29 protein-coding genes and 1 pseudogene are annotated in these 25,299 nt (G+C 70.3%); 9 read left to right on the top strand and 21 right to left on the bottom strand.

From position 1 onward, the window contains the following. Window positions 1–11: 11 nt before the first annotated feature. Window positions 12–860, bottom strand: coding sequence for a menaquinone biosynthetic enzyme MqnA/MqnD family protein (locus Q2K21_RS02770; protein WP_310763769.1), 849 nt, complete (start codon window positions 858–860; stop codon window positions 12–14). Window positions 861–1,214: 354 nt separating this feature from the next. Here Q2K21_RS02770 and Q2K21_RS02765 point away from each other — a divergent pair, with 354 nt between their 5' ends. After that, window positions 1,215–1,418: a cold-shock protein gene (locus Q2K21_RS02765; protein ID WP_037627265.1), complete on the top strand. Its 204-nt coding sequence runs from the start codon at window positions 1,215–1,217 to the stop codon at window positions 1,416–1,418. 129 nt (window positions 1,419–1,547) lie between these two features. Here the strand turns inward: Q2K21_RS02765 and Q2K21_RS02760 are convergent, their stop codons facing one another. After that, window positions 1,548–2,309: an ATP-binding cassette domain-containing protein gene (locus Q2K21_RS02760; RefSeq protein ID WP_310763763.1), complete on the bottom strand. Its 762-nt coding sequence runs from the start codon at window positions 2,307–2,309 to the stop codon at window positions 1,548–1,550. A gap of 173 nt (window positions 2,310–2,482) precedes the next feature. Here Q2K21_RS02760 and Q2K21_RS02755 point away from each other — a divergent pair, with 173 nt between their 5' ends. The 3 genes from Q2K21_RS02755 (at window position 2,483) to Q2K21_RS02745 (ending at window position 5,153) form a co-directional block, all read left to right on the top strand. Beyond that, window positions 2,483–3,514, top strand: a complete 1,032-nt coding sequence (locus Q2K21_RS02755; RefSeq protein ID WP_310763760.1) for a substrate-binding domain-containing protein — start codon at window positions 2,483–2,485, stop codon at window positions 3,512–3,514. Between the two features lie 39 nt (window positions 3,515–3,553). Then, window positions 3,554–4,564, top strand: a complete 1,011-nt coding sequence (locus Q2K21_RS02750; RefSeq protein WP_310763757.1) for an ABC transporter permease — start codon at window positions 3,554–3,556, stop codon at window positions 4,562–4,564. Window positions 4,565–4,865: 301 nt separating this feature from the next. Further along, complete coding sequence (locus Q2K21_RS02745) at window positions 4,866–5,153, top strand: hypothetical protein (RefSeq protein ID WP_310763755.1); 288 nt, start codon at window positions 4,866–4,868, stop codon at window positions 5,151–5,153. Window positions 5,154–5,211: 58 nt separating this feature from the next. Here the strand turns inward: Q2K21_RS02745 and Q2K21_RS02740 are convergent, their stop codons facing one another. After that, window positions 5,212–7,149: an AMP-dependent synthetase/ligase gene (locus Q2K21_RS02740; protein WP_310763752.1), complete on the bottom strand. Its 1,938-nt coding sequence runs from the start codon at window positions 7,147–7,149 to the stop codon at window positions 5,212–5,214. A gap of 332 nt (window positions 7,150–7,481) precedes the next feature. Between Q2K21_RS02740 and Q2K21_RS02735 the strand changes: the two genes are divergently transcribed. Beyond that, window positions 7,482–8,351, top strand: a complete 870-nt coding sequence (locus Q2K21_RS02735; protein ID WP_310763750.1) for a MaoC/PaaZ C-terminal domain-containing protein — start codon at window positions 7,482–7,484, stop codon at window positions 8,349–8,351. Window positions 8,352–8,598: 247 nt separating this feature from the next. On the opposite strand, the gene Q2K21_RS02730 is transcribed toward Q2K21_RS02735, so the two are convergent. From Q2K21_RS02730 to Q2K21_RS02705, 6 genes are all read right to left on the bottom strand, one after another. Then, window positions 8,599–9,273 (bottom strand): TetR/AcrR family transcriptional regulator, encoded by a 675-nt coding sequence (locus Q2K21_RS02730; RefSeq protein ID WP_310763747.1) that lies wholly within the window; start codon window positions 9,271–9,273, stop codon window positions 8,599–8,601. A gap of 36 nt (window positions 9,274–9,309) precedes the next feature. Beyond that, window positions 9,310–9,609: a DUF4229 domain-containing protein gene (locus Q2K21_RS02725; RefSeq protein WP_310763745.1), complete on the bottom strand. Its 300-nt coding sequence runs from the start codon at window positions 9,607–9,609 to the stop codon at window positions 9,310–9,312. Between the two features lie 105 nt (window positions 9,610–9,714). Beyond that, entirely contained in the window at window positions 9,715–10,239 is a 525-nt protein-coding gene (locus Q2K21_RS02720; protein WP_310763743.1) for a GNAT family N-acetyltransferase, read from the bottom strand. A gap of 3 nt (window positions 10,240–10,242) precedes the next feature. Further along, a complete protein-coding gene (gene mqnE / locus Q2K21_RS02715) occupies window positions 10,243–11,406 on the bottom strand; it encodes an aminofutalosine synthase MqnE (RefSeq protein WP_310763741.1) in 1,164 nt (387 codons plus the stop codon). Between the two features lie 83 nt (window positions 11,407–11,489). After that, window positions 11,490–11,945 (bottom strand): Lrp/AsnC family transcriptional regulator, encoded by a 456-nt coding sequence (locus Q2K21_RS02710; RefSeq protein WP_310763740.1) that lies wholly within the window; start codon window positions 11,943–11,945, stop codon window positions 11,490–11,492. Between the two features lie 147 nt (window positions 11,946–12,092). Continuing rightward, the gene (locus Q2K21_RS02705) at window positions 12,093–12,782 is read right to left on the bottom strand and encodes a UbiX family flavin prenyltransferase (protein WP_310763738.1); all 690 of its coding nucleotides are present in this window, start codon (window positions 12,780–12,782) and stop codon (window positions 12,093–12,095) included. A gap of 169 nt (window positions 12,783–12,951) precedes the next feature. On the opposite strand from Q2K21_RS02705, the gene Q2K21_RS02700 reads away from it, so the two are divergent. Next, window positions 12,952–13,230 (top strand): hypothetical protein, encoded by a 279-nt coding sequence (locus Q2K21_RS02700; RefSeq protein WP_310763736.1) that lies wholly within the window; start codon window positions 12,952–12,954, stop codon window positions 13,228–13,230. Between the two features lie 12 nt (window positions 13,231–13,242). Here Q2K21_RS02700 and mqnP read toward each other — a convergent pair whose 3' ends face one another. Together mqnP and Q2K21_RS02690 are read right to left on the bottom strand one after the other, a co-directional pair. Next, window positions 13,243–14,145 carry a menaquinone biosynthesis prenyltransferase MqnP gene (mqnP, locus tag Q2K21_RS02695; protein WP_310763735.1) on the bottom strand — a complete coding sequence of 301 codons (903 nt, stop codon included), beginning with the start codon at window positions 14,143–14,145 and terminating at the stop codon, window positions 13,243–13,245. After that, complete coding sequence (locus tag Q2K21_RS02690) at window positions 14,142–15,599, bottom strand: menaquinone biosynthesis decarboxylase (protein WP_310763732.1); 1,458 nt, start codon at window positions 15,597–15,599, stop codon at window positions 14,142–14,144. Before Q2K21_RS02690 ends, mqnP begins: the two co-directional genes overlap by 4 nt. A gap of 87 nt (window positions 15,600–15,686) precedes the next feature. On the opposite strand from Q2K21_RS02690, the gene Q2K21_RS02685 reads away from it, so the two are divergent. Together Q2K21_RS02685 and Q2K21_RS02680 are read left to right on the top strand one after the other, a co-directional pair. Beyond that, a complete protein-coding gene (locus Q2K21_RS02685) occupies window positions 15,687–16,073 on the top strand; it encodes a PLD nuclease N-terminal domain-containing protein (RefSeq protein ID WP_310763729.1) in 387 nt (128 codons plus the stop codon). 65 nt (window positions 16,074–16,138) lie between these two features. Next, window positions 16,139–17,020 carry a LysR family transcriptional regulator gene (locus Q2K21_RS02680; protein ID WP_310763728.1) on the top strand — a complete coding sequence of 294 codons (882 nt, stop codon included), beginning with the start codon at window positions 16,139–16,141 and terminating at the stop codon, window positions 17,018–17,020. On the opposite strand, the gene Q2K21_RS02675 is transcribed toward Q2K21_RS02680, so the two are convergent. The 7 genes from Q2K21_RS02675 to Q2K21_RS02645 form a co-directional block, all read right to left on the bottom strand. Next, window positions 16,917–17,864 (bottom strand): DMT family transporter, encoded by a 948-nt coding sequence (locus Q2K21_RS02675; RefSeq protein ID WP_310763726.1) that lies wholly within the window; start codon window positions 17,862–17,864, stop codon window positions 16,917–16,919. The genes Q2K21_RS02680 and Q2K21_RS02675 overlap by 104 nt on opposite strands. A gap of 165 nt (window positions 17,865–18,029) precedes the next feature. Then, the gene (locus Q2K21_RS02670; RefSeq protein WP_310763723.1) at window positions 18,030–18,605 is read right to left on the bottom strand and encodes a hypothetical protein; all 576 of its coding nucleotides are present in this window, start codon (window positions 18,603–18,605) and stop codon (window positions 18,030–18,032) included. Continuing rightward, window positions 18,602–19,984 carry a hypothetical protein gene (locus tag Q2K21_RS02665; protein WP_310763721.1) on the bottom strand — a complete coding sequence of 461 codons (1,383 nt, stop codon included), beginning with the start codon at window positions 19,982–19,984 and terminating at the stop codon, window positions 18,602–18,604. The genes Q2K21_RS02670 and Q2K21_RS02665 overlap by 4 nt, the downstream gene beginning before the upstream one ends. After that, window positions 19,981–20,814, bottom strand: coding sequence for an ABC transporter ATP-binding protein (locus Q2K21_RS02660; RefSeq protein WP_310763719.1), 834 nt, complete (start codon window positions 20,812–20,814; stop codon window positions 19,981–19,983). The genes Q2K21_RS02665 and Q2K21_RS02660 overlap by 4 nt, the downstream gene beginning before the upstream one ends. Beyond that, window positions 20,811–21,629 (bottom strand): zf-HC2 domain-containing protein, encoded by an 819-nt coding sequence (locus tag Q2K21_RS02655; protein ID WP_310763717.1) that lies wholly within the window; start codon window positions 21,627–21,629, stop codon window positions 20,811–20,813. Before Q2K21_RS02655 ends, Q2K21_RS02660 begins: the two co-directional genes overlap by 4 nt. Beyond that, window positions 21,626–22,186, bottom strand: coding sequence for an RNA polymerase sigma factor (locus Q2K21_RS02650; RefSeq protein ID WP_310763714.1), 561 nt, complete (start codon window positions 22,184–22,186; stop codon window positions 21,626–21,628). The genes Q2K21_RS02655 and Q2K21_RS02650 overlap by 4 nt, the downstream gene beginning before the upstream one ends. Before the next feature lie 137 nt (window positions 22,187–22,323). Then, window positions 22,324–22,812 carry a hypothetical protein gene (locus tag Q2K21_RS02645; RefSeq protein ID WP_310763712.1) on the bottom strand — a complete coding sequence of 163 codons (489 nt, stop codon included), beginning with the start codon at window positions 22,810–22,812 and terminating at the stop codon, window positions 22,324–22,326. Between the two features lie 178 nt (window positions 22,813–22,990). On the opposite strand from Q2K21_RS02645, the gene Q2K21_RS02640 reads away from it, so the two are divergent. Then, complete coding sequence (locus tag Q2K21_RS02640) at window positions 22,991–23,443, top strand: nucleoside deaminase (RefSeq protein ID WP_310763709.1); 453 nt, start codon at window positions 22,991–22,993, stop codon at window positions 23,441–23,443. Window positions 23,444–23,460: 17 nt separating this feature from the next. Here Q2K21_RS02640 and Q2K21_RS02635 read toward each other — a convergent pair. The 3 genes and pseudogenes from Q2K21_RS02635 to Q2K21_RS02625 all read right to left on the bottom strand — a co-directional run. Next, window positions 23,461–23,667: pseudogene (locus tag Q2K21_RS02635) on the bottom strand (DUF397 domain-containing protein); the annotation flags it as partial. Window positions 23,668–23,747: 80 nt separating this feature from the next. Then, window positions 23,748–24,617: a hypothetical protein gene (locus Q2K21_RS02630; protein ID WP_310763707.1), complete on the bottom strand. Its 870-nt coding sequence runs from the start codon at window positions 24,615–24,617 to the stop codon at window positions 23,748–23,750. A gap of 38 nt (window positions 24,618–24,655) precedes the next feature. Further along, window positions 24,656–25,189: a SigE family RNA polymerase sigma factor gene (locus tag Q2K21_RS02625; protein WP_310763705.1), complete on the bottom strand. Its 534-nt coding sequence runs from the start codon at window positions 25,187–25,189 to the stop codon at window positions 24,656–24,658. Window positions 25,190–25,299: the final 110 nt, after the last annotated feature.

Below are 25,299 nucleotides of genomic sequence, written 5' to 3'. Positions count from 1 at the left end.
GCGCAACTCCCCTACGGCTCCAGGAGCTTCACCTTCACGTCCGCCGGGAAGCCGGTCGTCGGCCCGACCCACCGGGCGAACTCGGCGACCGCCTCCAGCTGCGCGCCCCCGAAGCGGAAGTCGAGCGTCGTGAAGTACCGCTCCAGAACCTGCTCGTCGAAGGCCTCCCAGCGCGCCGCCTGTTCCGCGACCTTGCCGACCTCCTCCAGGGACAGGTTGCGGGAGGCGAGGAAGGCCTCGTGCACCTTGCGGGTGATGAAGGGCTCGCGTTCCAGGTAGTCACGGCGGGCCGCCCACACCGCGAAGACGAACGGCAGGCCCGTCCACTCCTTCCACAGCGCACCGAGGTCGTGCACGGCCAGGCCGTAGCGGGGCCCCTCGTGCAGGTTGGCGCGCAGGGCGGCGTCACCGATCAGCACCGCCGCCTCGGCCTCCTGCATCATCAGGCTGAGGTCGGGCGGGCAGGTGTAGTAGTCCGGCGTCACCCCGTACCGCTCGGCGAGCAGCAACTGGGCGAGGCGTACGGAGGTTCGCGAGGTGGAGCCGAGGGCGACGCGGGCGCCGTCCAGGCGGTCCAGCGGGACCTGAGAGACGATCACGCAGGACATCACCGGACCGTCGCAGCCGACCGCGATGTCGGGGAAGGCCACCAACTCGTCGGCGTGCTTGAGGAACTCCACCAGGGTGATGGGGCCGATGTCGAGGTCGCCCCGCACCAGCTTCTCGCTGAGCTTCTCGGGGGTGTCCTTGGTCAGCTCGAAGTCCAGGAGTGTTCCGGTTCTCGCGAGCCCCCAGTACAGGGGCAGGCAGTTCAGGAACTGGATGTGGCCTACGCGCGGCCGAGTGCGAGAATTGTCCACATCGCGAGACTAGACCCCGTGCTGTACCGTGCTGGCCCCAGGGTCCGCAAGTGGTTTGGAAACCTCTCGGACCACTTGTGTCAACCCCTGCGACTACGATGTGACACACCGACGTCAACCCAGCTCACGGAGCGTTAAAACATTCGGGTGACGTGATCTTGACCTCTATTGCTTCCGGCTGCCCGCGTGCTAGGCTCGCCGCAAGTTGCAGTTTGGTTTCCCTTGCAGTGCAGAGCCTGCGGAGCATGTGACCGCGGGCTCTCGTCGTTTTCAGAGACATGCAGTTGTGCGGCGCTTAGTTTTCACACTTGCAGGTTCTGGAGCAGGGCAACCCTTTGGGCCCAAGGAGGGCTTATGGCTACCGGAACCGTGAAGTGGTTCAACGCCGAAAAGGGCTTTGGCTTCATCGCCCAGGAAGGCGGCGGCCCCGACGTCTTCGTCCACTACTCCGCGATCAACGCGAACGGCTTCCGTTCGCTCGAGGAGAACCAGTCGGTTTCCTTCGACGTGACCCAGGGCCCGAAGGGTCCGCAGGCGGAGAACGTCACCCCGCTCTAAGCCTTCGGCTCCACGAGCCCGATGCTTTGATCCGGAACGGATAGCAGTACCCAAGGAGCCCCACGCGCCATCCGGCGCAAGGGGCTCCTGCTTTTTCCCTCGCCCGCGTCGCGGGCGGTCCGGCGCCGGTCAGGGGTTGCTCTCGGCACCGATGATCGAGGAGATGATCCGGTCCTGCGGCGTGGTGGGCACATGGAAGAGGCCGTTGTTGGCGCCGAGCCGCAGCACCGCCGCCCGGTCCGCGACGGCCTTGACGTCTCCCATGTTGTGGCTGATGAGGATCACCCCGACCCCGTGCTCACGGAGCTCGTCGACCAGGTCGAGGACATGGCCCGCCTGCTGGAGGCCGAGTGCCGCGGTGGGCTCGTCCAGGAGGACGACCTTCGGTGCGCCCAGGAGCGCGCGGGAGATCGCGACCGTCTGCCGCTGGCCCGCCGACAGCGAGGCGACGGGGGCCCGCACGTCGGGGACGCGGATGCCCAGGCCGTCGAGCTGACGGCGTGCCTCCCGGCGCATGCTTCCCTTGTCCATCAACCGGAAGAGACGGCCCAGGGTGCCGGGGAACCTCCGCTCCCGGCCGAGGAAGAGGTTCTCGGCGACATCCAGACCGTCGCACAGCGCCAGGTTCTGGTAGACCGTCGCGATCCCCAGGTGCTGGGCGGCCTGGGGAGTCCTGATCTGTACGGCCCGGCCCTCCCACTCGATGACCCCCTTGTCGGCCGGGTCGACCCCCGCGATGACCCTGATGAGGGTGGACTTGCCCGCGCCGTTGTCCCCCAGAAGGGCGACGACCTCACCCCTGTGGACCTCCAGCTCGACGTCCTTGAGGGCCTGGACGGCGCCGAACCGCTTGGAGATGCCGCGCAGCGCCAGCAGGGGCGGACCGGTCACGCGAACCTCGTCTTCTCCGCACGGCGGCGGTGCCGCCGCAGGGCCTCGGCGGAAACCCAACCGACTCAACAGTAGGTCAAACCGCGCTTACAGAACATTTCCGAATAATCTCGGCACATGATGTAGGCACAGAGGCTCGTGTGACGTTGGACCGGCCGGAGGAGGGCGTGACCATGACACACGACCGCACGGCCCGCGACCGCACCCCACAGCGTCGGCGGCGGGCGGCACTCCTCATGGCCGGCACGCTCCTGCTCGGCGCCGCCGCCTGCGGCGAGGGGCGGAACAGTACGGGCGAGGGGGGCCATGAGCTCACGATCGGCCTGGTGACCAAGACCGAGACCAATCCGTACTTCGTGACCATGAGCAAGGCCGCCGCGGCGGTGGCGAAGAAGAACGGCGCCAAGCTCATCGCCCTCTCCGGCCGGTTCGACGGTGACAACGAGGGCCAGGTGGCCGCGATGGAGAGCCTCATTTCCCGCCGCGTGAAAGGCATCCTCATCACCCCGTCGAACGGCACGGGGGTACTGAGCACCATCGCGGAGGCCCGTCGGCAGGGCATCCTGGTGATCGCACTGGACTCCACGACCCAGCCGCCGAGCGCGACCGACGCTACCTACGCGACGGACAACGTCCAGGCGGGACGCCTCCAGGGTGCCTACCTCAGGGCGGCTCTCGCCGGCCGACCACCCAAAGTGATCATGCTCGACGGCACGGACGACTCCACCGTCAGCGAGCAGCGCCACGACGGATTCCTCAAGGGCTTCGGGATCACGAACGGCTCTCCGGCGATCCGTGGGCAGGCGAACACCAATGGCGAACGCAATCCGGCGCAGACCGCAATGGAGAACCTGCTGGAGCGCACGAGCGACATCAACACCGTCTACACGATCAACGAGCCGGTGGCCGGCGGCGCCTCCGCGGCCATCGCGGCCCGTGGCCTCACCCGCAAGGTGACCATCGGTTCCATCGACGGCGGATGCGACGGCATTCGCGACGTCAAGTCCGGCATGTACGCGGCCACGGTCATGCAGTTCCCGGTCACGATGGCCACGCGGGGCGTCGACGCGGTCGTCGAGTACGCCAGGAGCGGGAAGAAGCCGCACGGATTCTCGGACACGGGCACGGTGCTCATCACCGACAAGCCGGTGGACGGACTGGCGTCCCAGAACACGGACTGGGGACTGAAGCATTGCTGGGGATGACGTACCGACGCCGAGCGGTCGAAGGAATCAGGACGGCCTATGAGATCACCTGTCACCAGCCCCGCCGCCGACGGTGACCGCCGCGCCCGGCTGCGGGAGTCGCTCCGGTACGCCCTGCGCACGCCGACCGTCGGCCCTCTCACCGCTCTGCTCATCGCCGTGGTGGTCTTCTCGATCACCACGGAGACGTTCCTGACGCCCGAGAACCTCTCGCTGGTGCTCCAGCAGTCCATCGTGATCGGCACGCTGGCGCTGGGCCAGTCGCTGATCATCCTCACCGCGGGCATCGACCTCGCGAACGGCGCCATCGCGGTCCTGGGCACGGTCGTCATGGCCAAGCTCGCCTTCGACGGGGCCAGCCCCGTGACGGCCCTGCTGCTCGGCCTGGTCGTGGCCACGTTCCTCGGACTGGTGAACGGACTGCTCGTGGCCCGGCTGAGCCTGCCCTCGTTCATCGTGACCCTGGGGGCCCTGACCGTCGTCTTCGCCGTGAGCAGGCTCTACTCCCACTCCCGCAGCTACCCGGTGACCTCGCGCCTGCTCCTCTTCTGGGGAGAGGGCGTCTCCCTCGACGGTGTCGTCATCACATGGGGGACGTTCCTGCTCGTGGCTCTGTACGCCTTCTTCTGGTATGTGCTCACCAAGACCGCCTGGGGCCGGCACATCTACGCCGTCGGCAACGCGCCCGAGTCCGCCCGCCTGACCGGCATCGACGTGCGGCGCACGATCCTCTCGGTCTACATCGCCGCCGGACTCCTCTACGGCATCGCCGCCTGGCAGGCCCTCGGCCGCATCGCCAACGCCGACCCGAACGCGTACCAGACGGCGAACCTGGAGAGCATCACCGCCGTCGTCATCGGCGGAACCAGCCTCTTCGGTGGCCGGGGAAGTGTCGTCGGCACCCTCATCGGAACCCTCATCGTCAACGTGCTCCGCTCCGGCCTCACCCAGGCGGGTATCGACAGCCTTTACCAGGACGTCGCCACCGGGACCCTCGTCGTCGTCGCGGTCGGCCTCGACCAGATCCTCCGCAGAAGCGCCCCCCGGTGACGCCGGGCCACGACGACGTCCCGGCAGGACGGACCGGCTACCGGCCGTACGGCCGACCAACCCCCGGGCCGGCGCCTCCAGCACCTGCCGGGTCTTCGGGCCCTCTCCCGGGCCGGGCTCCAGTCCCTGCCGCCTCAGGAGTGCCGCGAGCGACGCCTGGACGACCTCCGCGCCCTGAGGGACCACACGCAGCACGGGGGAGCAGCCGCTGCTCGACCCGCCCTCCCTGGGCCGCCGTCTCGAACGCGCCTGGGCGGCGCGCATCGACGACCTCCCGGACACCGCGCGCCGGGCCCTGGCGGTGCTCGCCGCCGGCCGCTCCACGGCCGCCGGCACCCTGCGCAAGGCACTGGAGGCGTCCGGCCTGTCCCTGAAGGCCCTGTCCCCCGCCGAACAGGCGGGCCTGGTCCGGTCCACCGCCGACGGCCTCGACTTCCACCACCCGGTACTGCGCCCGCCGGCCCTCACCCGCGCACCGCTCGCCCACCGCTTCGCCGCCTCCTTCCACGCGCTCGCCGAGGTCAGCAGGGGCGCGCTGTCCCCCCGGTGCCGGGCGGCGGCCAAGGCAGCGGCGGACCTGATCGACTGAGCCGATCAACCGGGCCGATCAACTGAGCGGATCGGGGGACGGCCGGCTCGGCCCGTCTCTACCCCGCGTAGAGACCCTCCACCTCCGCCGCGAAGTCCCGCATGATCGCCTCCCGGCGCAGCTTCATCGACGGTGTCAGATGGCCCGCCGCCTCCGTGAAGTCCACGGGCAGGACCGCGAAGCGGCGGATCGACTCGGGGCGGGAGACCATCTTGTTGGCCTCGTCCACCGCGCGTTGCAGGACCGCGTTCAGCTCCTCGTCCTCCAGCAGGAGTTTCGCCGGGACCGGGTGCTTGCCGTTCATCTGGCGCCAGTGGGTGAGGCCGTCCGGGTCCAGTGTGATCAACGCGCTCACGTACGGGCGGCCGTCGCCGAGCACCATGCACTGGGAGATCAGGGGGTGGGAGCGCAGCCAGTTCTCCAGGGGAGCCGGTGCCACGTTCTTGCCCCCTGCCGTGATCAGGATCTCCTTCTTCCTGCCCGTGATCGTCAGATAGCCCTCGTCGTCCAGGCGCCCGATGTCGCCCGTCGCGAGCCAGCCGTCGGGGGCCGCCGGGACCACTCCGCCCGCGTGGGGGTCCCAGTAGCCGCGGAGCAACTGCCCGCCGGACAGCAGCACCTCGCCGTCCGCCGCGATGCGGACCTTCGTACCGGGCAGTGGCCAGCCCACCGTGCCCAGGCGGGGCTTGAGCGGAGGTGTCACCGTGGCCGCGCCCGTCGATTCGGTCAGCCCGTAGCCCTCGAAGATCTCGATGCCCGCGCCCGCGTAGAAGGCTGCGAGATTGCGCCCCAGGGGCGAGCCGCCGCAGATGACATGCCGGACCTTGCCGCCCAGGGCGTTGCGGATGCGGCGGTAGACGAGCGGGTCGTAGAACGCGCGGGCCGTCTTCAGGGCGCGGCCCGGGCCCGATCCCGAGCCGTGCTGCCGGGACTCCAGCGCCTCGCCGTAGCGGCGGGCCACGCCTGCCGCGCGGTCGAACACCGCCGCCCGGCCGCCGCGCTCGGCCGCCGCCCGCGCGTTGTTGTAGACCTTCTCCAGCATGTACGGGATGGCCAGCAGGAACGTCGGCTTGAAGCCCGCCAGGTCGGCCAGCAGGTCGTCCGCCTTCAGGCTCGGCGCGTGGCCCAGCCGTACCCGGGCGCGGACGCAGGCGATCGCCACCATGCGGCCGAAGACATGCGACAGGGGCAGGAACAGAAGCGTGGAGGGTTCGCCTTTCGTATCCGCCTTGAACACCGGGTAGAGCAGCTCCACCGCGTTGTCCACCTCCGCCAGGAAGTTGCCGTGCGTCAGCGCACAGCCCTTGGGGCGGCCCGTGGTGCCGGAGGTGTAGATGAGCGTCGCCAGCGTGTCCGGGCCCAGTACGCCCCTGCGGACGGACACCTCCTGGTCGGGGACCGACTGCCCGTGCTCCGCCAGGCGCTCCACGTGCTCCTTCTCGATCACCCACACATGGCGCAGGTCGGGCAGACGGCTGCGTTCCGGGCCCAGGGCCGCCGCCTGGCCGGCCGTCTCCGTCACCAGGGCCACCGCGCCCGAGTCCTGGAGGATCCAGCGGATCTGGAAGACCGAGGAAGTGGGGTAGACGGGGACCGTGACCAGGCCCGCGGCCCACGCCGCGAAGTCGAGGAGCGTCCACTCGTACGTCGTACGCGCCATGACGGCTATTCGGTCGCCCGGCATCAGGCCCTCAGCGATCAGGCCTTTCGCCAACGCCCGTACCTGGTCCGCGAACTGTTCCGCCGTCACGTCCGTCCAGCGGCCGTCCGCGTCGCGGCGGCTGAGGACCCGGTGGCCGGGCGCCGCGTCCGCGTTCTCGAAGGGCAGGTCGGCGAGCGAGCCATGGGTCACCGGTGGCACCAGTGCGGGTACGGAGGCCTCGCGCACCTCCCCGTTGAGCCGCCGTGTCTCCGGTTCGACGAGCACAGGCCCGCCGTCGTAGTCGAGATCCACCGGGGAGGCGGGCACGGGTGCGGACGAGTACGAGATCGGCATGGGGCAGCTCCTGGGGCCTGCAGCTACACACTGCTCTGCTGCATCAAGTACGCACCGTGCGCACCGAGGCGTTCACCGGCGGTGCGCGGCTCGCTGTTACCGCCGGTCAGAACCGTGATCGTACGGCCCTGTCGTGGGGAGTCCGTGCGGGTTCGGGGAGGGTCCGGAGATGGTCCGGAGCCGGGGCTGTGCAGCCTCTGCGCCCCGCTCTCACACCTGTCTCCCACGGCCGCCTCTCCTGCTCGCTTCGTACGCCTGACATCGCCTTACCCAGGGTAACCTGACTCCGGAGCAAAGAGACGTGCGCAGACGAGCGAGCTGGGAGCCGGGCCATGGCCGACCGCGAGACGAAGACGACCGTGGCCCTCGGCGCGTCCCCGGCACTCGCCCCCCTCCTCGCCCGTGGCGCCCTCCTCTCCCCCTTCAAGCGCCCCCGGCCCGACGCCGGTTTTCCCCGTACCCGCCTCGTCCTCCCCGGCGTCCGCATCGATCTCGACCGCCTCGCGGCCTACGAGCGCGTCTGCGGCTTCCCCACCGGTGTCGACGCGCTGCCCCTCACCTATCCGCATGTCCTCGGCTTTCCGCTCGCCATGCGGATCATGGCGGGCCGGGAGTTCCCCCTCCCTCTCCTCGGGCTCGTCCACACATCCGTGGAGATCACCCAGCGGGAGGCGCTCGCCCCCTCCCAGGAGTACGAAGTCGGTGTGTACGTGGCGGAGTTGGCGCCCCATCGGCGCGGCACCGAGGCCGTCGTCGTCACCGAGGCCCGTATCGAGGACCGGCTGGTGTGGGAGTCACGGAGCACGTATCTCGCGCGGCACCGGTCGCCCGGAAGCTCCACCGGGACTCCCCCCGCGACGAACGACCACCGGCCGCCGCCCCTCCCCGCCCTCGCCGAGTGGCGCCTCGCCAGGGACGTCGGGCGGCGGTACGCGGCGGCCTCCGGGGACCGCAACCCCATTCACCTGCATCCCCTCACCGCCCGTCTCTTCGGCTTCCCGCGGGCCATAGCGCACGGCATGTGGACCGTCGCCCGGTGTCTCGCTGAACAGCCGGCCCGCGCCGCCGTGCACATGCGCGCGGAGTTCAAGGCGCCCGTCCTGCTTCCGGGCACCGTCACGTACGCGGCCGACGGGGGACGGTTCGAGCTGCGCGACGGGGACAGGCTCCACCTCACCGGCGAGACGCGGTCCGTGGCCTGAGCGCTCCGCTGGAAGGACGGTATGCCACCTGCGGGTGCGTCGTGGCTGGTCGCTCCCCCAAGCTCTCGGCTTCTCCCCCAAGCTCTCGGCTTCTCCCCCAAGCTCTCGGCTTCTCCCCCAAGCTCTCGGCTTCGCTCGAGCAGGGGGGACCCCCATGAGCAGGGGGACCCCCATGAGCAGGGGGGACCCCCATCGCGGCGGAGCCGCACAATGTCCCAGCTCCGCGCCCCTTTGGGGGCGCACCCGCTCAGGCCCTGTCGTCGAACGAGAGGACCTGGTCAGCGTCCGGGGCTGACCACGGACGGCCCTCCATGAGGTTGCCGAGGCCCGCCCAGGCGAAGTTCATCAGGGTCGCCGCGGCCTGCCGGGCGGAGACCCCGGGGGTGGTGTTGGCCCAGGCGGCGAGGGACTCGGCGGCGCCGACCAGCGCCTCGGCGAGCCCGGCGACCTCGCGCTCCGGAAGGTCCGGGTCCCGGTGGGCCTCACGCGCGGCGACCACGATCAACTGCGTCACGAACGCGACGATCTCCTCGCGCATCGCGGCGACCTCGGCGGCGAAGGGTTCGCCGTGCGTACGGGCCTGGAGGTGCAGGATCGCCCAGCCGTCCGGGTTCTGCGCGGTGTGCGTGAAGAACGCACGTGCCCCTGCCCAGAGTTGGCGGTCGGCGCCGAGCCCGGGCCGCACTCCCGAGCGCACGGCCTCGGTGAGCGCGGCGGCCTCGCGGCGGATGCAGGCGGTGAAGAGGTCTTCCTTGGAGTTCAGGTAGAGATACACCAACGGCTTGGACACACCTGCCAGTTCGGCGATCTCGTCCATGGACGCGGCCATGTACCCGCGTTGGCCGAAGGTCTTCACGGCGGCGTCCAGCATCTGCCGCTCACGGACCGCCCGCGGCATCCGCTTGGTCTTCACGGAACCCATGCGGGCAAGCGTACGATCAGCCCGCTGAAGCAGAGGTCAAGAAGTCTGGCCCTGCACCCGGGCGGTGTCGTCGGCCACGTCCTCCTGGCTGCGGTTGGCCTCCAGGTTGGCCTTGGCACGGTCGACCCTCTGCACGATCTGCACGGACGCCCGGTCCCGCTCCCTGCGCAGCACCACGAAGCTGATCGGTGCCGAGAGCACCATGGCGAGCAGCAGGATCCACAGGAAGTTGGAGTCGCCGAAGCCGCGCGGGAAGATCCCGGAGTAGACGGCGCCCCAGACGACCACGAGGCAGCCCGCGAAAATACCGAGGCGCATCAGCGTGTAGCGGAGCATCTCAATCCACTCTTCCGTTTCGAACAGTCCGAACAGTCCCAAAGGGCACCGTCCAGTGAAGCACGCCGGGCGCCCGGTCTTGCAGGGGGGTGTGCGGGGCCTCACTCATTCCAGCGGCAGCAGCATCGTGATGTCGTCGCGGTCGTCCCCGGGCGCCACCCTGATGGCACCGGGCACGCGGCCGACCTCCTTGTAGCCGCAGGACCCGTAGAACCGCTCCAGGCCGATGCCGCCCCGGCAGGTGAGCCGTATCGCCTCGACGCCCTCGAAGTCACGGGCCGCGTCCGCCGCGGCGGCCAGCAGCTCCCGGCCGTACCCCTTGCCCTGGTGCCGCGGATGCACCATCACCGTGTAGAGCCACACCCAGTGCGTCATCAGCCGGTGTGTGTTGAAGGCGAAGAACGCGGTGGCGGCCACCCGCCCGTCCTCGTCGTACCCGACCAGCAGCCGGTGACGCCCCTCGCTCATCGCCGCCAGGTGCTTGACGAGCTCCGGGCGTATCTCCTCCCGCGTCACCGGCGGTACGAAGCCCACGGCCCCGCCCGCGTTGGAGACGTCCGCCCACAGGTCGAGGACGCCGTCGCGCAGGGCGGGGGTCACGGCCGGGTCGAGATCGAAACCGAGAGCCACGCGTCACACCCGCATCGGCTGCGGCTCGTCCCGGCGCGCCGGGTCCGGGCCGTCGTACTCGCGGATGATCTCGTACCGCGTGTTGCGCTCCACCGGCCGGAAACCCGCGTCACGGATCAGGTCGAGCAGGTCCTCGCGGGTCAGCTTGTTCGGCGTGCCGTAGTTGTCCGCGTCATGCGTGATCTTGTACTCGACGACCGAGCCGTCCATGTCGTCGGCGCCGTGCTGGAGGGCCAGCTGCGCGGTCTGCACGCCGTGCATCACCCAGAAGACCTTGACGTGCGGGACGTTGTCGAAGAGGAGACGGGAGACCGCGAAGGTCTTCAGCGCCTCGGCCCCCGTCGCCATCTGCGTCCGCGCCTGGAGGCGGTTGCGGATCTTGCCGTCCTTCATGTCCACGAAGTCGTGCTGGTAGCGCAGCGGGATGAAGACCTGGAAGCCGCCGGTCTCGTCCTGGAGTTCGCGCAGCCGCAGCACATGGTCCACGCGGTGGCGCGGCTCCTCGATGTGGCCGTACAGCATGGTGCACGGGGTCTTCAGACCCTTCTCGTGCGCCAGGCGGTGGATGCGCGACCAGTCCTCCCAGTGGGTGCGGTGGTCGACGATGTGCTGCCGGACCTCCCAGTCGAAGATCTCCGCGCCGCCGCCGGTCAGCGACTCCAGACCCGCGTCGATCAGCTCGTCGAGGATCTCGGAGGCCGACAGGCCCGAGATCGTCTCGAAGTGGTGGATCTCCGTGGCCGTGAACGCCTTCAGCGAGACGTTCGGCAGGGCGGCCTTCAACTCGCGCAGCGAGCGCGGGTAGTAGCGCCACGGCAGGTTGGGGTGCAGGCCGTTGACGATGTGCAGCTCGGTGAGGTTCTCGCTCTCCATCGCCTTGGCGAGCTTGACCGCCTCCTCGATGCGCATCGTGTACGCGTCCTTCTCGCCCGGCTTGCGCTGGAACGAGCAGTAGGCGCACGAAGCGGTGCACACGTTCGTCATGTTGAGGTGACGGTTGACGTTGAAGTGAACCACGTCACCGTTCTTGCGGGTCCGCACCTCGTGCGCGAGGCCGCCCAGCCAGGCCAGGTCGTCCGACTCGTACAGCGCGATGCCGTCCTCGCGGGTCAGCCGCTCACCGGCCCGGACCTTGTCCTCCAACTCGCGCTTGAGCCCGACATCCATGCTTCTGCCTCTCCTCCGGACGAACCCCCCAACCGTACCTCCCGCCCTCCGAACGGACGGTGCCCCCATACGGCGCCGCGCGCCTACCGCTCCTCCGGCAGCTCACCCACCCGGTTCTCCCACTTGGTGGAGAGCACGATCGTCGTACGCGTACGGGAGACACCCTTGGTGCCGGACAGCCGTCGGATGGTCTTCTCCAGACCGTCCACGTCGCTCGCGCGGACCTTGAGCATGAACGAGTCGTCGCCGGCGATGAACCAGCAGTCCTCGATCTCCTGAAGGTCCTTGAGGCGGCGCGCCACGTCCTCGTGGTCGGCCGCGTCGGAGAGCGAGATGCCGATGAGGGCGGTGACGCCGAGGCCGAGCGAGGCCGCGTTCACCGTGGCGCGGTAGCCGGTGATGACACCGGCCGCCTCCAGGCGGTTGATACGGTCGGTGACGCTGGGTCCCGACAGGCCGACGAGGCGCCCCAGCTCCGCATAGGAGGCCCGGCCGTTCTCCCTCAGGGCCTGGATGAGCTGCCTGTCCACCGCGTCCATGCGATCGAAGCCTTCCACTAGATGAGGTCAGAAGAGGTCTGAAGAGATCCTGAAGTGCTGAGTGGTACTGCTGCTTGCCCTGCTGCTCCGCTTGTCGCTCTGCTGCTCCGCTTGCCCGGATACGCGACTGCTCAGGGGAGCGTCACGTCACGTGCCACGGGTTCCGCCGCCGAGTTCGCCCTCCCACCGGCGGTACAGCCCGTGCGGCACCCCGGCCGCGTCCAGCACCCGCCCCGCGACGAAGTCCACCAGGTCCTGGATGTGCGTCGCCCCCGCGTAGAACGCCGGGGAGGCCGGCAGCACCACCGCGCCCGCCTCGTCCAGCGCCACCAGATGCTTGAGGGTCTGCCCGCTGAGCGGGGTCTCCCGCACGGCGACGACCAGCCGCCGTCCCTCCTTGAGGGTGACGCTCGCGGCCCGCTGCAACAGGTCTTTCGAGAGCCCCAGAGCGACCCCCGCCGCGCAGGACGTGGAGGCGGGCACGATCAGCATCCCCTTCGCGGGGTACGACCCCGAGGACGGCCCGGCGGCCAGGTCACCGGCGCTCCAGTACCGTACGCACTCGCCGTCGACGTCCACCTGGAACGTCCCGGGCTTGCCGTCGGCGCCCCGCCCCAGCCACTCCCGCAGATCGTCCCGCCAGTGCGCGTCCCGGAAGGCGATCCCGGTCTCGTCCAGCAGCGTGAGCCGCGAGGCACGGGAGACGACGAGGTCGACACTCTCACCTGCGGCCAGCAGGGCGCGCAGCACGGCAGCGGCATACGGGGTGCCGGAAGCGCCGGACACCCCCACGATCCAAGGCGTACGCGACGTCTCTCCTGGCTTGACTGGGTTCACGACACCGAGCCTATCCGGCGTCGCGGGGCGGGAACCGGCCAAGGGGGGCGGGCCGATTCCCGCGGGCTGCAGACAACGCCCTCCCGGTGGGCAATCCCCTCCCGGCTTACCTGCGTACCTATGGACAGGTACTCCCTTGGACAGGTACTCCGCGAAAGGGGAGGCACTCATGAACCTCCTGAGGCGTGCGGCCCTCGCACTGGCTTCCATCGCGCTCGTCACCGGCGCAGCGGGTGTCGCCGCCGCGCCCGCGTTCGGGGGCCAGCCCGGCCAGTCCTGCGAGGACCAGCCCAGCCGCCCCGGACATTCCCAGAGCGCCCCCGGCTCCGCGTTCAACCCCGATGGCGTCGCCGGCACCCACTACGCGGGCGAACAGCCCCAGAACTCCACCAACCCCCACTCGGTCTCCCAGTACGACGTGGCCTGCTTCCAGGTCTCGACGCACTGACGTGCCGCGGCACTAGACCGTCAGCCCGCGCACCAACAGATCCAGCAGGGCACACGCGAACAGGGCAATCCCGATGAACCCGTTGACGCTGAAGAACGCGCGGTTGACGCGGCTGAGGTCGTGCGGGCGGACGATCGTGTGCTCGTAGACGAAGGCGCCCGCCACGACCACCAGGCCCAGCCAGAAGAATGCGCCGGCGCCGGTGACGGCCGCGTACCAGACGAACAGGGCCGTCGTGATCGCATGACAGACGCGGGCGCCCCAGATGGCCGCGGGGATGCCGAAGCGGGCCGGCACCGACATGACCCCGATCTCGCGGTCCGTCTCCACGTCCTGGCAGGCGTAGATCAGGTCGAAGCCGCCGATCCAGATGCCGACGGCCAGACCGAGGATCACCGCGTCCCAGTCCCACGTGCCGCTGATCGCCAGCCAGCCGCCGACCGGGCCCATGGCCTGGGCGAGGCCCAGGATGGCCTGCGGGAAGTTCGTGAACCGCTTGCCGTACGGGTACACCACCATCGGGATCACCGCGATGGGCGCGAGGGCCAGGCAGAGCGGGTTGAGCAGGGCCGCGGCGCCCAGGAAGAAGACCAGCGCGATCAGCGCGCCCGTCCACGCGTGCCGCACGCTCATCGCACCGGTGACCAGCTCCCGGTGGGCCGTGCGTGGATTGCGGGCGTCGATCTCGCGGTCGATGATCCGGTTGGCCGCCATGGCGAAGGTGCGCAGGCCCACCATGGCGACGGTGACGAGGAGGAGCCGGCCCCAGTGGATGTTCTTGTCCCACTGGTACATCGCGGTCAGCGCGGCGATGTAGGCGAAGGGCAGGGCGAAGACGGAGTGCTCGATCATCACCAGGCGCAAAAACGCCTTCGTGCGCCCCGGCTGCGGGATCGCCGCGGAAGCTGAACTCACAGTCCGTACTCCTTCCAGCGGCGGTCGACCTTCGCCGCCGTCTCCGGGTCGGACAGGACCATGTCCGGCCAGCCGCCGTCCCTCGTGTAGCCCTCCTCGGGCCACTTCTTCGTCGCGTCGATGCCCGCCTTGCCGCCCCAGAACTGCTGGTACGAGGCGTGGTCGAGGTGGTCGACGGGGCCTTCGACGACCGTGAGGTCACGGGCGTAGTCCGTGTTGCCCAGGGCCCGCCAGGCGACCTCGTGCAGATCGTGCACGTCGCAGTCGGAGTCGACGACGACGATCAGTTTGGTCAGGGACATCATGTGCGCGCCCCAGATGGCGTGCATCACCTTCTGGGCATGCTTGGGGTACTTCTTGTCGATCGACACGATCGCGCAGTTGTGGAAGCCGCCCGCCTCGGGCAGGTGGTAGTCCACGATGTCCGGCACGATGATCTTGAGCAGGGGGAGGAAGAACCTCTCCGTCGCCCGGCCGAGCGGTCCGTCCTCCGTCGGGGGCCGGCCCACGACGATCGACTGGAGCAGGGGGCGACGGCGCATGGTGACGCAGTCGATCGTCAGCGCCGGGAAGGGCTCCTGCGGGGTGTAGAAGCCGGTGTGGTCACCGAAGGGACCTTCCGGCAGCATCTCGCCGGGCTCCAGCCAGCCTTCGAGGACGACCTCCGCGTTCGCGGGCACCTGGAGCGGGACCGTCTTGCAGTCGACCATCTCGATCCGCTTGCCCGCGATGAACCCGGCGAAGAGGTACTCGTCGATGTCACCGGGGAGCGGCGCGGTGGAGGCGTACGTCACGGCGGGCGGACACCCGAAGGCGATCGCGACCGGCAGCTTCTCCCCGCGCCGGGCGGCCACCTGGTAGTGGTTGCGGCTGTCCTTGTGGATCTGCCAGTGCATGCCGATGGTGCGCTTGTCGTGGCGCTGGAGGCGGTACAGGCCGAGGTTGCGGATGCCCGTCTCCGGGTCCTTGGTGTGCGTGAGGCCCAGGTTGAAGAAGGAGCCGCCGTCCTTGGGCCAGGTGAAGAGGGCGGGAAGGGCGTCGAGGTCGACCTCCTCGCCGCGCAGGACGACTTCCTGCACGGGGGCGTTGTCGGACTTGACCTTCTTCGGCGGTACGTGCGCCATCGCGCCGAGCTTCCCGAACGCCTCGCGCATCCCGACGAACCCGTGCGGCAGCTCGGGCTTGAGCAGGCCGCCGATCTTGTCCGAGATGTCCTCGTACGACTTCAGGCCGAGGGACTTCAACAGGCGCCGATCGGTGCCGAAGACGTTCATGGCGAGCGGCATGCTCGACCCGCGCACGTTCTCGAAGAGCAGCGCCGGCCCACCGGACTTCTGCACCCGGTCGACGATCTCCCCGACCTCCAGATACGGGTCGACCTCGGCCGTGATGCGCTTGAGGTCTCCCTCGCGTTCCAGCGCCCGGAGCAGGGAACGAAGATCGTCGTATGCCATGGGGTCCAGTATCCCCGAGGGGCTACCCTGACCCCGTCACGGGGCCGGTCGCAGGGCCCCACCACCACGTCCAGGGGGCTGCTTTCCATGCTCAGGCTGCTGATGTACCTCGTACCGCTGGCGCTGACGATCTTCGCGTTCATCGACTGCCTGAACACGCCCGAGGACGAGGCGAGGCACCTTCCCAAGATCGCCTGGGTCTTCATCATCCTGCTCTTCTGGATCGTCGGCCCCCTCGTCTGGCTCGCGGCCGGCAAGGTCCGGCAGCCTCCCGTGAACGGCCGCACGCCCTCGGAGTGGCACCGCAACCACCGCCTCGACTACGTCGCCCCCGACGACAACCCCGAGTTCCTGAGGTCCCTCAAGGAGGAGAACAAGAAGGACGAGGCGCTCCTGAAGGACTGGGAGGCCGATCTGCGCCGCCGCGAGGAGGAGTTGCGGCGCCGGGAGCGGGACGAGGACCTCAAGGACTGAGGGCTCCGGAACCAAGGGACTGAGGCACTGTGGGACTTGAGCACTGAGGGCCCGGAGGCCGACCGATGGAACTGAGGCTGCTCGTCACCTTCGAGAAGGTCGCCACCGTCCTGAGCTTCACCCGGGCCGCGGCCGAGCTGGCGTACGCGCAGTCCAGCGTGACGAGCCAGATACGCGCCCTGGAGTCCTCGCTCGGCACGGAGCTCTTCGACCGGCTCGGCAGCCGCATCAGGCTGACGGAGGCCGGTGAGCGGCTTCTCCCCTACGCCCGTCGGATCATCGAGCTGAGCGAAGAGGCACGGGCGGCGGTGACCGGCGCCGAGGAGCCGGTCGGCAACCTGACCGTCGGCACCATGGAGTCGCTGACGTCCTACCGTCTGCCGCCGCTGCTGGAGCTGTTCCACCACCGCTATCCCAAGGTGCGTCTGTCGCTGCGCACCACCATCGGCGACGAGACCCGGCAGGCGCTGCGGCAGGGGACGTACGACCTCGGTTTCCTCATGGAGGAGGAGACCGAGCACGCCGGGCTGGAGGCCGAAGTGCTGGCGGTGGAGCCGCTGGTACTGGTGGCCGCGCCCGGTCATCCCCTGGCCGGGCAGCCGGTCGGGACGGCGGACCTCGTACGACAGCCGCTGCTGGCCACCGAACCCGGCTGCGCCTACCGGGACCTGTTCGAGCGGGAACTCACTTCCCACGCCCCGGTGGACTTCATGGAGTTCGGCACGATCGAGGCCACCAAACGCGCGGCGGCGGCCGGTCTCGGGATCACGCTGCTGCCCGAGGTGACGGTCGCCGCCGAACTCGCGGAAGGGACTTTCGTACGGCTGCTGTGGGAGCCGCCGTTCACGCTTCGCACGCAGCTGGCGTGGCGGGCCGGGAAGCGGCTTCCGGCGCACGCCCGGCTGTTCGTGGAGCAGGCGCGGAAGCTCGTGGCCGAGCAAGCGTGACCTTCAGGCTCGCGGTCACGATCAGCGGGACGCCGAGCGCCTGAACGAGCCCGATGTGGTGGCCGTACACCGCCCAGTCCATGACCATCGCGACGGCCGGGTAGACGAAGGCGAGGACGGCGATCTTCGAGGTGGGCAGCTTCGCGTAGGCGGCGTACATCAGGACGTACATCACCCCGGTGTGGAGGAAGCCGAGCCCGGCCAGCCAGCCCCAGTCCCAGCCGGTCCCGCTCATGGCGCCGAAGTCGGCGAAGGGGAGCAACAGCGGGATGCCGACGACGACTTGGACGAGGGCGATGAGATGCGGCCGTACGCCGGTGACCTGCTTGGTGACCAGGGTGGACAGGCCGTAGAGCAGGGCGGCCAGGAGAGCCTGCCCGATGCCGACGACGTACGAGCCGCCGCCCGTGAAGTCGCCGGGCGTGACGCCGGACACGAGGATCAGCCCGGCGAAGGCGACCACGATCCACCCCACCTTGGCCGCCGCCAGTCGCTCGCGGAACAGCAGGGCGCCCAGCAGCACCACGTAGAACGGCTGGGTGTGGTACACGACCGTCGCGACGGAGATCGACGTGTTCTCGTACGCCTGGAAGAGCAGGACCCAGTTGAAGACGATGAACACGCCACCGAGGACGGCCAGCCCGAGGGTGCGCGGGGTGAAGCCGTGGTCGCGCAGCCAGCCACGGGCGACGACGTAGGCGCCGAGGGCGAGGGCGCCGAACAGGACACGGAAGAACACGACGTTGAAGGGCGAGGCACCCGACTCGACGACGAAGACACCGAGGGTGCCGGAGAGCACCATCGCGGTCGTCAGCTGGGCCGTGCCCTTGTTCTCGGAGGTCATGCCCAGGACGCTACGAGCGGGCGGTGCGGCCGGTCCACGGGCCAGTGGGGCGTCCTGCCGATGGGGCCATCGGTCCCGCCGATACCGACAGGTGGTACGGCGGTGCCTGCGGCGACGAGCCGTCGGGGCCGGCCGGCACGGCGCTCGCAGGCGGGCCTCAGTCCGTTACCGTCTCGGTCCCGCGACGGCGTAGGCCGCGGTGCCGGCGACCGCGAGGGCCAGGGCCGTCCAGGTGGCCGCCGCTGTGCCGGGCGCCAGCAGCATCCAGGTCACCACCCGCATCGGCATGTTCGTCGGGGCCGGGGCGAAGATCGAGAACGACAGCCAGGCGATCGGCACCGTCCACGCGTACCGCGCCCCGCACACCGCCGCCCCGACGGCGGCGAGCCCCATCAGCCCCGCGCTGTCCCGGACGACGAACGCGGTGGTGGCCAGGTCCGCGCCCGTCGTCTGCACCGCGAGGAGCACCGCACCGACGACCGCGCCCGCGAGCAGCACATGCGCCGCTCTGCGGGGCACCCAGCGGATCGCGGCCGTCCGGTCCAGCGCGAGGTCCTGCCCGCCGAGTCCGATCGAGGCCGCCGTCACCCCGGCGGCCAGGGCGAGCGCGGGCAGCCGCGGATCACCGGGCCCCCCGCCGCCGTCGCGGGCGAGCGCCCACACCGCCACCGCGCTGATCACCACCGCGGCGAACGACGCGGGCACCTGCCGCGAACGCGCGTACAGCGTCAGCCATCTCACCGGGACGCACCGCCGTCCAGCACGGTGAGCGGGTCGCCCTTGCAGGAGACCGCGCCGGCGTGCATCGCGTTGATCCGCGAGAGCTGTCCGGACCATTGCAGCGCCTTGAGTTTCTTCCACACCGGGCGGGCCAGTTCGAGCTGGTCACGCGAGGAGTGGATGGTGCCGCCGAGCGGCTTGAGGTCCCCGAGGACCCAGCCCGCCGCGACGCTCTGCGCGGCGATCTCGCCGGCCGTGCCGCTCTCGTTGTCGCTGCGCGGGAAGCAGATCGGCGCCATGCCCTGGGCGACCAGGGCCCGGGTCAGCTCCTCGCCCTTCGCGTCGGCGATCATCCCGTCGTCGAAGTCGAGGAGCACGGCCGTGCGGGACCGTTCCGGCGTGTCCATGAGCGCCCGCAGGGCGGTGCTCTCCCGGATCGAGGTCGGCGCCTGGCTGCCCAGGGCGTCGTGCAGCAGGCGCAGCGCCTTCTTCCCGGGACCCGCGAGGTCGGCGAGTCGTGCCTGGTGCGCCTTCGACACGCACACCGGGCCGTCGCACACCATCGCCGCGGCGGCCTCGTCGACGACGTACGTCCGGCGCGCGTCGGAGGGGAGGACGAGCAGGGCGAGCGCCGCGCCCGCCAGGACGGGCGTCAGGGCGAGCAGCCGGGCGCGCGGGGTCGCGGCGGCGAGCAGGGCGAAGCCCGTCGCGGCCATGCCGAGCAGCCAGATCGTCTGACCGAGGTGTACGGAGGTGGAGAGCGTGAGGAGTACCTCGCGCGCCTCTCCCACCGCCGGTGACAGCAGCGAGATCCGGTTCGGCACCGCGGCCTCCGGCACCGCCGCCAAGCCCTGCGATGCCTGCAGGAGGTTGGTGAACACGAAGGCGGCCACGGCCAGCACGGGCGGGGTGAGCGGGGACGGCAGGGCCCGCCCGAGCCCCATGCCCAGCACGGCCCCCGCGACGAGTGAGAGTGCCCCCACCAGCGAGATCGGCAGCCATCGAAGGTGCGTGTACTCGGTGTCGGCGAGCACCTGGACCCCGCCCACGAGGACGAGGAGCGCGAAGGCCGAGGCCAGCGTGAGCGCCGTCGTGCCCGCCAGTGTGGCCGCGCGGTGCCGCGCGGGCCGCGGTGTGCTCGTCAGCAGCTCGGAGATGTTCGAGCGGTGGTCGCGCAGCCCCTGGAGCGCCCCGAGTCCCAGGGCGAGCGGCCACAGATAGATCAGCAGGGCGCGGGTCCACATGGCCATGGATGTCCACTGGGCCGTCCACGACGCGGTGCCGTTCCACCACGGTCCGGGAATCAGGTACAGGAACGCCAGCGCGGCCGCCAGGACCACGACGCCGGCCCACGGGGCGACGGAGCGCCTCAACTCGATGCGCAGGACACGGCCGTTCACCAGGTGCCCCTTCCCTGCTCGGGGGTGAGGAGCAGCGCCGAGTAGCCGCGCTCCAGCGGGCTGTCGCCCACGTGCTCGGGGCCGCCCGCCGCGGCCAGCTCGTCCGGGGTGCCCTGGAAGACCAGCTTGCCCTCGGCGAAGAGCACCACATCGGTGCAGGCGGCGGCGACGTCCTCCACCAGATGGGTGGAGACGACCACGCAGGTGTCCATGCCCAGCTCCTGCAACAGCTCGCGGAAACGCAGCCGCTGCGCCGGGTCCAGGCCGACCGTCGGCTCGTCCAGCAGCAGGACCGCCGGGTCGTTGACGATGGCCTGGGCGATGCCGACGCGCCGCACCATGCCGCCCGACAGGGACTTCATCTTGTCGTCGGCGCGGTCCGCCAGACCCACCCGCTCGACGGCGCGCTGCACCGCCCCGGGGATGTCCGCCTTGGGCACCTCCTTCAGCCACGCCATGTACTCGACGAACTCGCGCACCGTGAAGCGCTTGTAGTAGCCGAACTCCTGCGGCAGATAGCCGATCCGGCGGCGCAGCGCACGGTGCTCGCCCATGCCGCCCACGGACTCGCCGAGCAGCTCCAGGGTGCCCTCGGTGGGGCGCAGCACGGTGGCCAGCGTCCGGATGAGGGTGGTCTTGCCCGCCCCGTTGGGTCCCAGCAGACCGTGCACGCCGGTGCCCAGCCTCAGGTCGAGCCCGTCGACGGCCATCCGGTTCCTGCCGACCCTGACCTTCAGCCCGGTGGCCTGGATCTGCCAGGCGTAGGCCGTCGGTGCGATGTCGGCCGCGCTCACCGCGGACGTCATGTGGTGTTCCTTTCCGATGGTCATCGATGGGTTCCCAGCACGGAGTACGCGCCCCTGCGGGCGATCACGACACCGATACCGAGCGCGAGGATCAGGCCCCACACGGGCAGGCTGCCCGTCTGGAGGGCGAAGGTCGTACGGGCGGCGGCCAGGGTCGGCGCCAGCACCACGGCGGCCCAGGCGCCCGCCATCGCGACGGCGGCGCGGGTCACCCCGATGACACCGCCGAGCGCCAGGGTCGCCGAGGTGAAGGCCAGACAGGGCAGCAGCCACTGGGCCACCATCACCCCCGTCACCCATCCGCCCACGGCCAGCGCGGGGACCACCATGGCGAGCACGGACGCGGTGCGCCGCAGTACCAGGTAGAGCCCGGCCCTGGGCACGGAGGCCGTCAGTTCGTACGCCGGGTCGAGCCCGCGCGCCCACGACGCCGCGACGCCGAGCACGGGCAGGACCGGGGCGAGCAGCAGCACCAGCGACACCTCGCCGTAGCCGGTGTCGGACAGGTCGAACAGCAGCGCGAGCAGTGTCACGCCCACGACCATGACCAGCCACGGCACCATCGTGGGCGTCAGCCACCTCGACAGCCGTGCCGACCAGTACCGTCGGCGCGGCATCGGGGCGGCGGCGGCCAGCTGTGGCTCAAGGCCGGACCACACGCTGTCGACCAGCGCCGCCACGGTGGGCGCCTGCGCCGCAACGGCGTCCGACAGCCGGTCACGGCACACCCGGCACGTCTCCAGGTGGGCCTCCAGGGCCCACACCTCGTCGGCGGCGAGCTCCGCGCCGCCGCGCGCGTAACCGTCGATGATCCGCATCGACGCGTGTTCCACGCTCATGCCAGCGCCTTTCGCATCGCGATCCGGGCCCGGCGGGCACGGGTCTTCACCGTGCCCTCGGGCACCCCGAGCAGGACGGCGGTCTCCCGGACGGACAGCCCGTCGAGCACCATGGCCTGCAGTACCTCTCTGAGTTCCGGTGCGAGGCGCCGCAGCGCGTCCCCGACGTCACCGTCGACGGTCGCCGCGAGCGCCTCCTCCTCGGCGGCGGGCGCCACGGGCTGCGGGGCGGCCGCGGGCGGCGGCTCCGCGTGGTGGGCCCTGCGCCGGAACGCGTCGACGAGGCGGCGCGCCGCGATCGTCCACAGCCAGCCGACGGCCGTCCCCCCGGCCGCGCTCCCGGCGAACGCACCCGCCGCGCGCCACACCGCCAGATACGTCTCCTGCATGACCTCGGCGACGATCTGCTCGTCCGCGCAGCGGCGGCGCAGCCGCACCGCCATCCACGGCGACGTACGCCGGTACAGCTCCTCGAACGCGGCACGGTCACCCTTGGCCACCAGCCGGACGAGACGCTCCTCGTCCAACTCGCCCGGTGCCTTCCTGACTGATCTCACGCCTGCTAGACGCCCGGCCCTGGCGGCAGGTTTTCCCTTCTGCGTGACCCTCATCACACGCGGGCCTCCAGGGGGAGCCCCGACCCGACGGCGGATGCTGTGGGTGAATCCGCTGCGGACTCAGCCTCCTGGGGCGGTCACCGGTAGAGGAGGTGCACGAGCACGCCGCAGACCAGCAGCAGGGAAGCCGCCTGGGCGATGCCCCAGGAGATCCGGTAGTAGGCGGTGCGTCGGTTGCGGATCTCCAGAAGCCGCGGGAACACGGCGTCCGCGTGCTCCATGTCCTGGGTGTCGGTCCAGTGCACCGACACCACGGTCAGACTCAGCGCCCCGGACAGCCCGCTGGCGATCAGCGCGGCCACCAGCAGGGCAGTGGATCCGGTCCCGCCAGGGAGAATCGTCAGCACCACGGACGCCGCCGCCACGAGGAAGCCGTCGTACGCCAGCAGGACCTGTGCCTTGGCGTCCAGGACGCTCAGACACGCGTAGAGGTAGTCGTGGGCGTAGACCTCCTGCGGTTGCGGCTGCAGGCTCTTGATGGCCTCCAGGTGAGTACGCAGGTGTGCGTCCTTGAAGATTCCCTGCCGGAACCAGGACTGCACCTGGCCCCATGACCCGATCCGCATCCGACCACTGGAACATGACGGCCCACGCCGAGGAAGCCCTGCGGCCCGCCCACTTCGCAGCGCACCCGGCGCACGGGGGCACACAGGGTTGCACGACGTGCGGCGTTCCGGATGCGCTGTCCGGCCGGATGTGCGGTACCGGGGTTCCGGGACACGGGGTTCGGGGGAGCTACTGTGCATGGACGGAACGCAGGCACAAGAGTGGCTCGCCACTGCCGTCGCGGAGGCCAGAGCCGGACTCGCCGAGGGCGGGATCCCCATCGGCGCCGCGCTGTACAGGGATGACGGCACACTTCTCGGGCGCGGACACAACCGGCGTGTACAGGACGACGATCCGTCCATGCACGCCGAGACCGCCGCCTTCCGCTCCGCCGGGCGACAGCGCTCCTATCGCGGTACGACGATGGTCACGACCTTGTCGCCCTGCTGGTACTGCAGCGGCCTTGTACGTCAGTTCGGCATCTCACGGGTCGTGATCGGCGAGTCGGAGACCTTCCAGGGCGGCCACGACTGGCTGGCGTCCCACGGTGTGGAAATCGTCCAGCTCAACGACCCCGAGTGCGCCGCGATGATGCGCGCCTTCATCGAGGACCACCCGAACCTGTGGAACGAGGACATCGGCGATGAATGAACGACTCGGCGCAAAGCCGAGGTGAAGGCGGCGCGGGTGACGAGGAGGACCGGGCCGTCAGGGTTCTTGCCGTCACGGACGGGGGCCGCGGCGGGGACATCACGTCGCTGATCAGAGCGGCTGACTCGCGGGCGAGAAGCCGACGCACCCAAAAGAATCCGAACGACGAAAGTCCGGGGCGGCGGCAACCACAAGTGGATGATCCGGGACTTCTGGCGCCACATCAAGAACCGCTATGGCTTCTGATCCCAGCACCGTCACGGCCCCGGCAACCTGGACGCCAGGCTGCCGGGGCCGCCGGCCTTCAGCCGCCGGCGACGGAGGTCTGCCTCTCCTCCATCGGGTGCTCGTCGGCGTACCGCACCAGGTCGAGGAAGCGTGAGTCGCGGGCAGCGTCCAGCAGTTCCTCACTGGTGACCGGGGCGGAGGCCTTGGCCTTCTCGTCCTGGTTGATGGTGAGTCCGACCACGCTGTCCCGGTAGGAGAATTGGACGTCGGTGGCCATGGTCTCTGCCGTGCCGGAGAACACGCGGTACGAGGTCGCCTCGATGCCGCCGGGCAGAGTGCCCCGCTCACAACTTCCGCCCTTGAGGGCGCCGGGCGCGTCGGGGCAGGGCCTCGTTCCGGAGCGGGCGTCGGACGGCCGTACGGAGAAGATGATGGTGAACACCTTCCCGTCTTCGGTCTCGCCCTGATAGCGCCGCACATCGAGGTCCACCGGCCGGATCAGGCCGACCGTGTCCGGCAGCAGCTTGTCCAGGAGGACGGCCGCCTTCTGCTGGAACTCCGCCCGCCGTTCCCGCTCGGCCTGGGGCAGATCGGCCATGGCCCGTTCCGTGTCGCTCGTGGGTTCGATGTGGACCGGCGTGCGGTAGGGCTCCGGCTCCTGCTTCCGCACCGGGTCGGGCGACTCGTGCGGCGAGGGCGTGCCGCTCGTGGCAGGACGGACCGTCGTGTCACCGTCGCCCCCGCCCGGCAGCATCATGGCGCCGAACACCACCGCCCCGGCCACACAGACGACCCCGGCGGCGATCGCGAGACGGGCACGCGCCCTGCGGCGCCGTCCCTGGGCGACCGCTGCGGGCACCAGGTCGTGGAGCGGCGGCAACTCCTCCACCGTACGTTCCATCGCGTCCCTGACCAGCAGCGAATCCCGACGGTCGGCTTCGGGCATGGTGTCTCCCATGTCTCCCATGTCTCCCATGGCGATCCTCAACTCCCCGTGGTGTAGATGTGGGACTCGCCCAGTCGGGCGCGCAGCTTCGCCAGGGAGCGGGAGCACTGGCTCTTGACCGTGGACTCGCTGCACTTCAGAAGCTCGGCGACGGACTCGACGCTCTGGTCCTCCCAGTACCGCAGTACGACGATGGCGCGGGCCCTGGGCGGCAGCCCGGCCAGTGCCGTCATCAGGGTCACCCGCAGGTCTGCGTGGTCCGGCGCGGGCCGGGGGTCGGGGCGGGAGTGCGCCAGCAGGTCCCGCAACCGGCGCCGCCGCTCGGCCAGGTAGGTGCGAGTCAGCACGGTCCTGGCGTAGGCCTCGATGTGGTCGGCGGCACTCGCCCGCCGCCAGTGCTGGAACAGCTTGGCGAGCGTGGTCTGCGTCAGGTCCCGGGCCGTGTCCGGGTCCCCGCACAGCAGGTAGGCGGTCCGGTACAGCCGTCTCTGGCTCGCCCGGGCGAAGACCTCGAAGCTCTCGGGCGCCCGGGAGCCCGTCGGCGCTTCGGAGCCCCGGCCGTTCTCCGGCATCTGCTCTCCTCTCCAGGCCCCATCCAGGGGCCCTGTCCTGTCACCCCTCTTCAGAGCACGCCCGCGCGCCAAAGGTTGAAAACGAATTTGCTCCAGGTCAGGGTCCGCCT

Source organism: Streptomyces sp. CGMCC 4.7035, from assembly GCF_031583065.1.
In the GTDB taxonomy this organism is placed as follows: domain Bacteria; phylum Actinomycetota; class Actinomycetes; order Streptomycetales; family Streptomycetaceae; genus Streptomyces; species Streptomyces yaanensis.
The sequence above is the reverse complement of the archived record's forward strand: the minus strand, read 5'-3'. Positions and strand labels throughout refer to the sequence as shown.

Bases quoted from the DNA above. Each gene is read 5' to 3' on its own strand.
- Q2K21_RS02765 (WP_037627265.1), top strand. From the start codon at position 1,215: ATGGCTACCGGAACCGTGAAGTGGTTCAACGCCGAAAAGGGCTTTGGC.
- Q2K21_RS02755 (WP_310763760.1), top strand. From the start codon at position 2,483: ATGACACACGACCGCACGGCCCGCGACCGCACCCCACAGCGTCGGCGG.
- Q2K21_RS02750 (WP_310763757.1), top strand. From the start codon at position 3,554: ATGAGATCACCTGTCACCAGCCCCGCCGCCGACGGTGACCGCCGCGCC.
- Q2K21_RS02740 (WP_310763752.1), bottom strand. From the start codon at position 7,149: ATGCCGATCTCGTACTCGTCCGCACCCGTGCCCGCCTCCCCGGTGGAT.
- Q2K21_RS02735 (WP_310763750.1), top strand. From the start codon at position 7,482: ATGGCCGACCGCGAGACGAAGACGACCGTGGCCCTCGGCGCGTCCCCG.
- Q2K21_RS02730 (WP_310763747.1), bottom strand. From the start codon at position 9,273: ATGGGTTCCGTGAAGACCAAGCGGATGCCGCGGGCGGTCCGTGAGCGG.
- Q2K21_RS02725 (WP_310763745.1), bottom strand. From the start codon at position 9,609: ATGCTCCGCTACACGCTGATGCGCCTCGGTATTTTCGCGGGCTGCCTC.
- mqnE (WP_310763741.1), bottom strand. From the start codon at position 11,406: ATGGATGTCGGGCTCAAGCGCGAGTTGGAGGACAAGGTCCGGGCCGGT.
- Q2K21_RS02710 (WP_310763740.1), bottom strand. From the start codon at position 11,945: ATGGACGCGGTGGACAGGCAGCTCATCCAGGCCCTGAGGGAGAACGGC.
- Q2K21_RS02700 (WP_310763736.1), top strand. From the start codon at position 12,952: ATGAACCTCCTGAGGCGTGCGGCCCTCGCACTGGCTTCCATCGCGCTC.
- Q2K21_RS02690 (WP_310763732.1), bottom strand. From the start codon at position 15,599: ATGGCATACGACGATCTTCGTTCCCTGCTCCGGGCGCTGGAACGCGAG.
- Q2K21_RS02685 (WP_310763729.1), top strand. From the start codon at position 15,687: ATGCTCAGGCTGCTGATGTACCTCGTACCGCTGGCGCTGACGATCTTC.
- Q2K21_RS02680 (WP_310763728.1), top strand. From the start codon at position 16,139: ATGGAACTGAGGCTGCTCGTCACCTTCGAGAAGGTCGCCACCGTCCTG.
- Q2K21_RS02675 (WP_310763726.1), bottom strand. From the start codon at position 17,864: ATGACCTCCGAGAACAAGGGCACGGCCCAGCTGACGACCGCGATGGTG.
- Q2K21_RS02660 (WP_310763719.1), bottom strand. From the start codon at position 20,814: ATGACCATCGGAAAGGAACACCACATGACGTCCGCGGTGAGCGCGGCC.
- Q2K21_RS02655 (WP_310763717.1), bottom strand. From the start codon at position 21,629: ATGAGCGTGGAACACGCGTCGATGCGGATCATCGACGGTTACGCGCGC.
- Q2K21_RS02645 (WP_310763712.1), bottom strand. From the start codon at position 22,812: ATGCGGATCGGGTCATGGGGCCAGGTGCAGTCCTGGTTCCGGCAGGGA.
- Q2K21_RS02640 (WP_310763709.1), top strand. From the start codon at position 22,991: ATGGACGGAACGCAGGCACAAGAGTGGCTCGCCACTGCCGTCGCGGAG.
- Q2K21_RS02630 (WP_310763707.1), bottom strand. From the start codon at position 24,617: ATGCCCGAAGCCGACCGTCGGGATTCGCTGCTGGTCAGGGACGCGATG.
- Q2K21_RS02625 (WP_310763705.1), bottom strand. From the start codon at position 25,189: ATGCCGGAGAACGGCCGGGGCTCCGAAGCGCCGACGGGCTCCCGGGCG.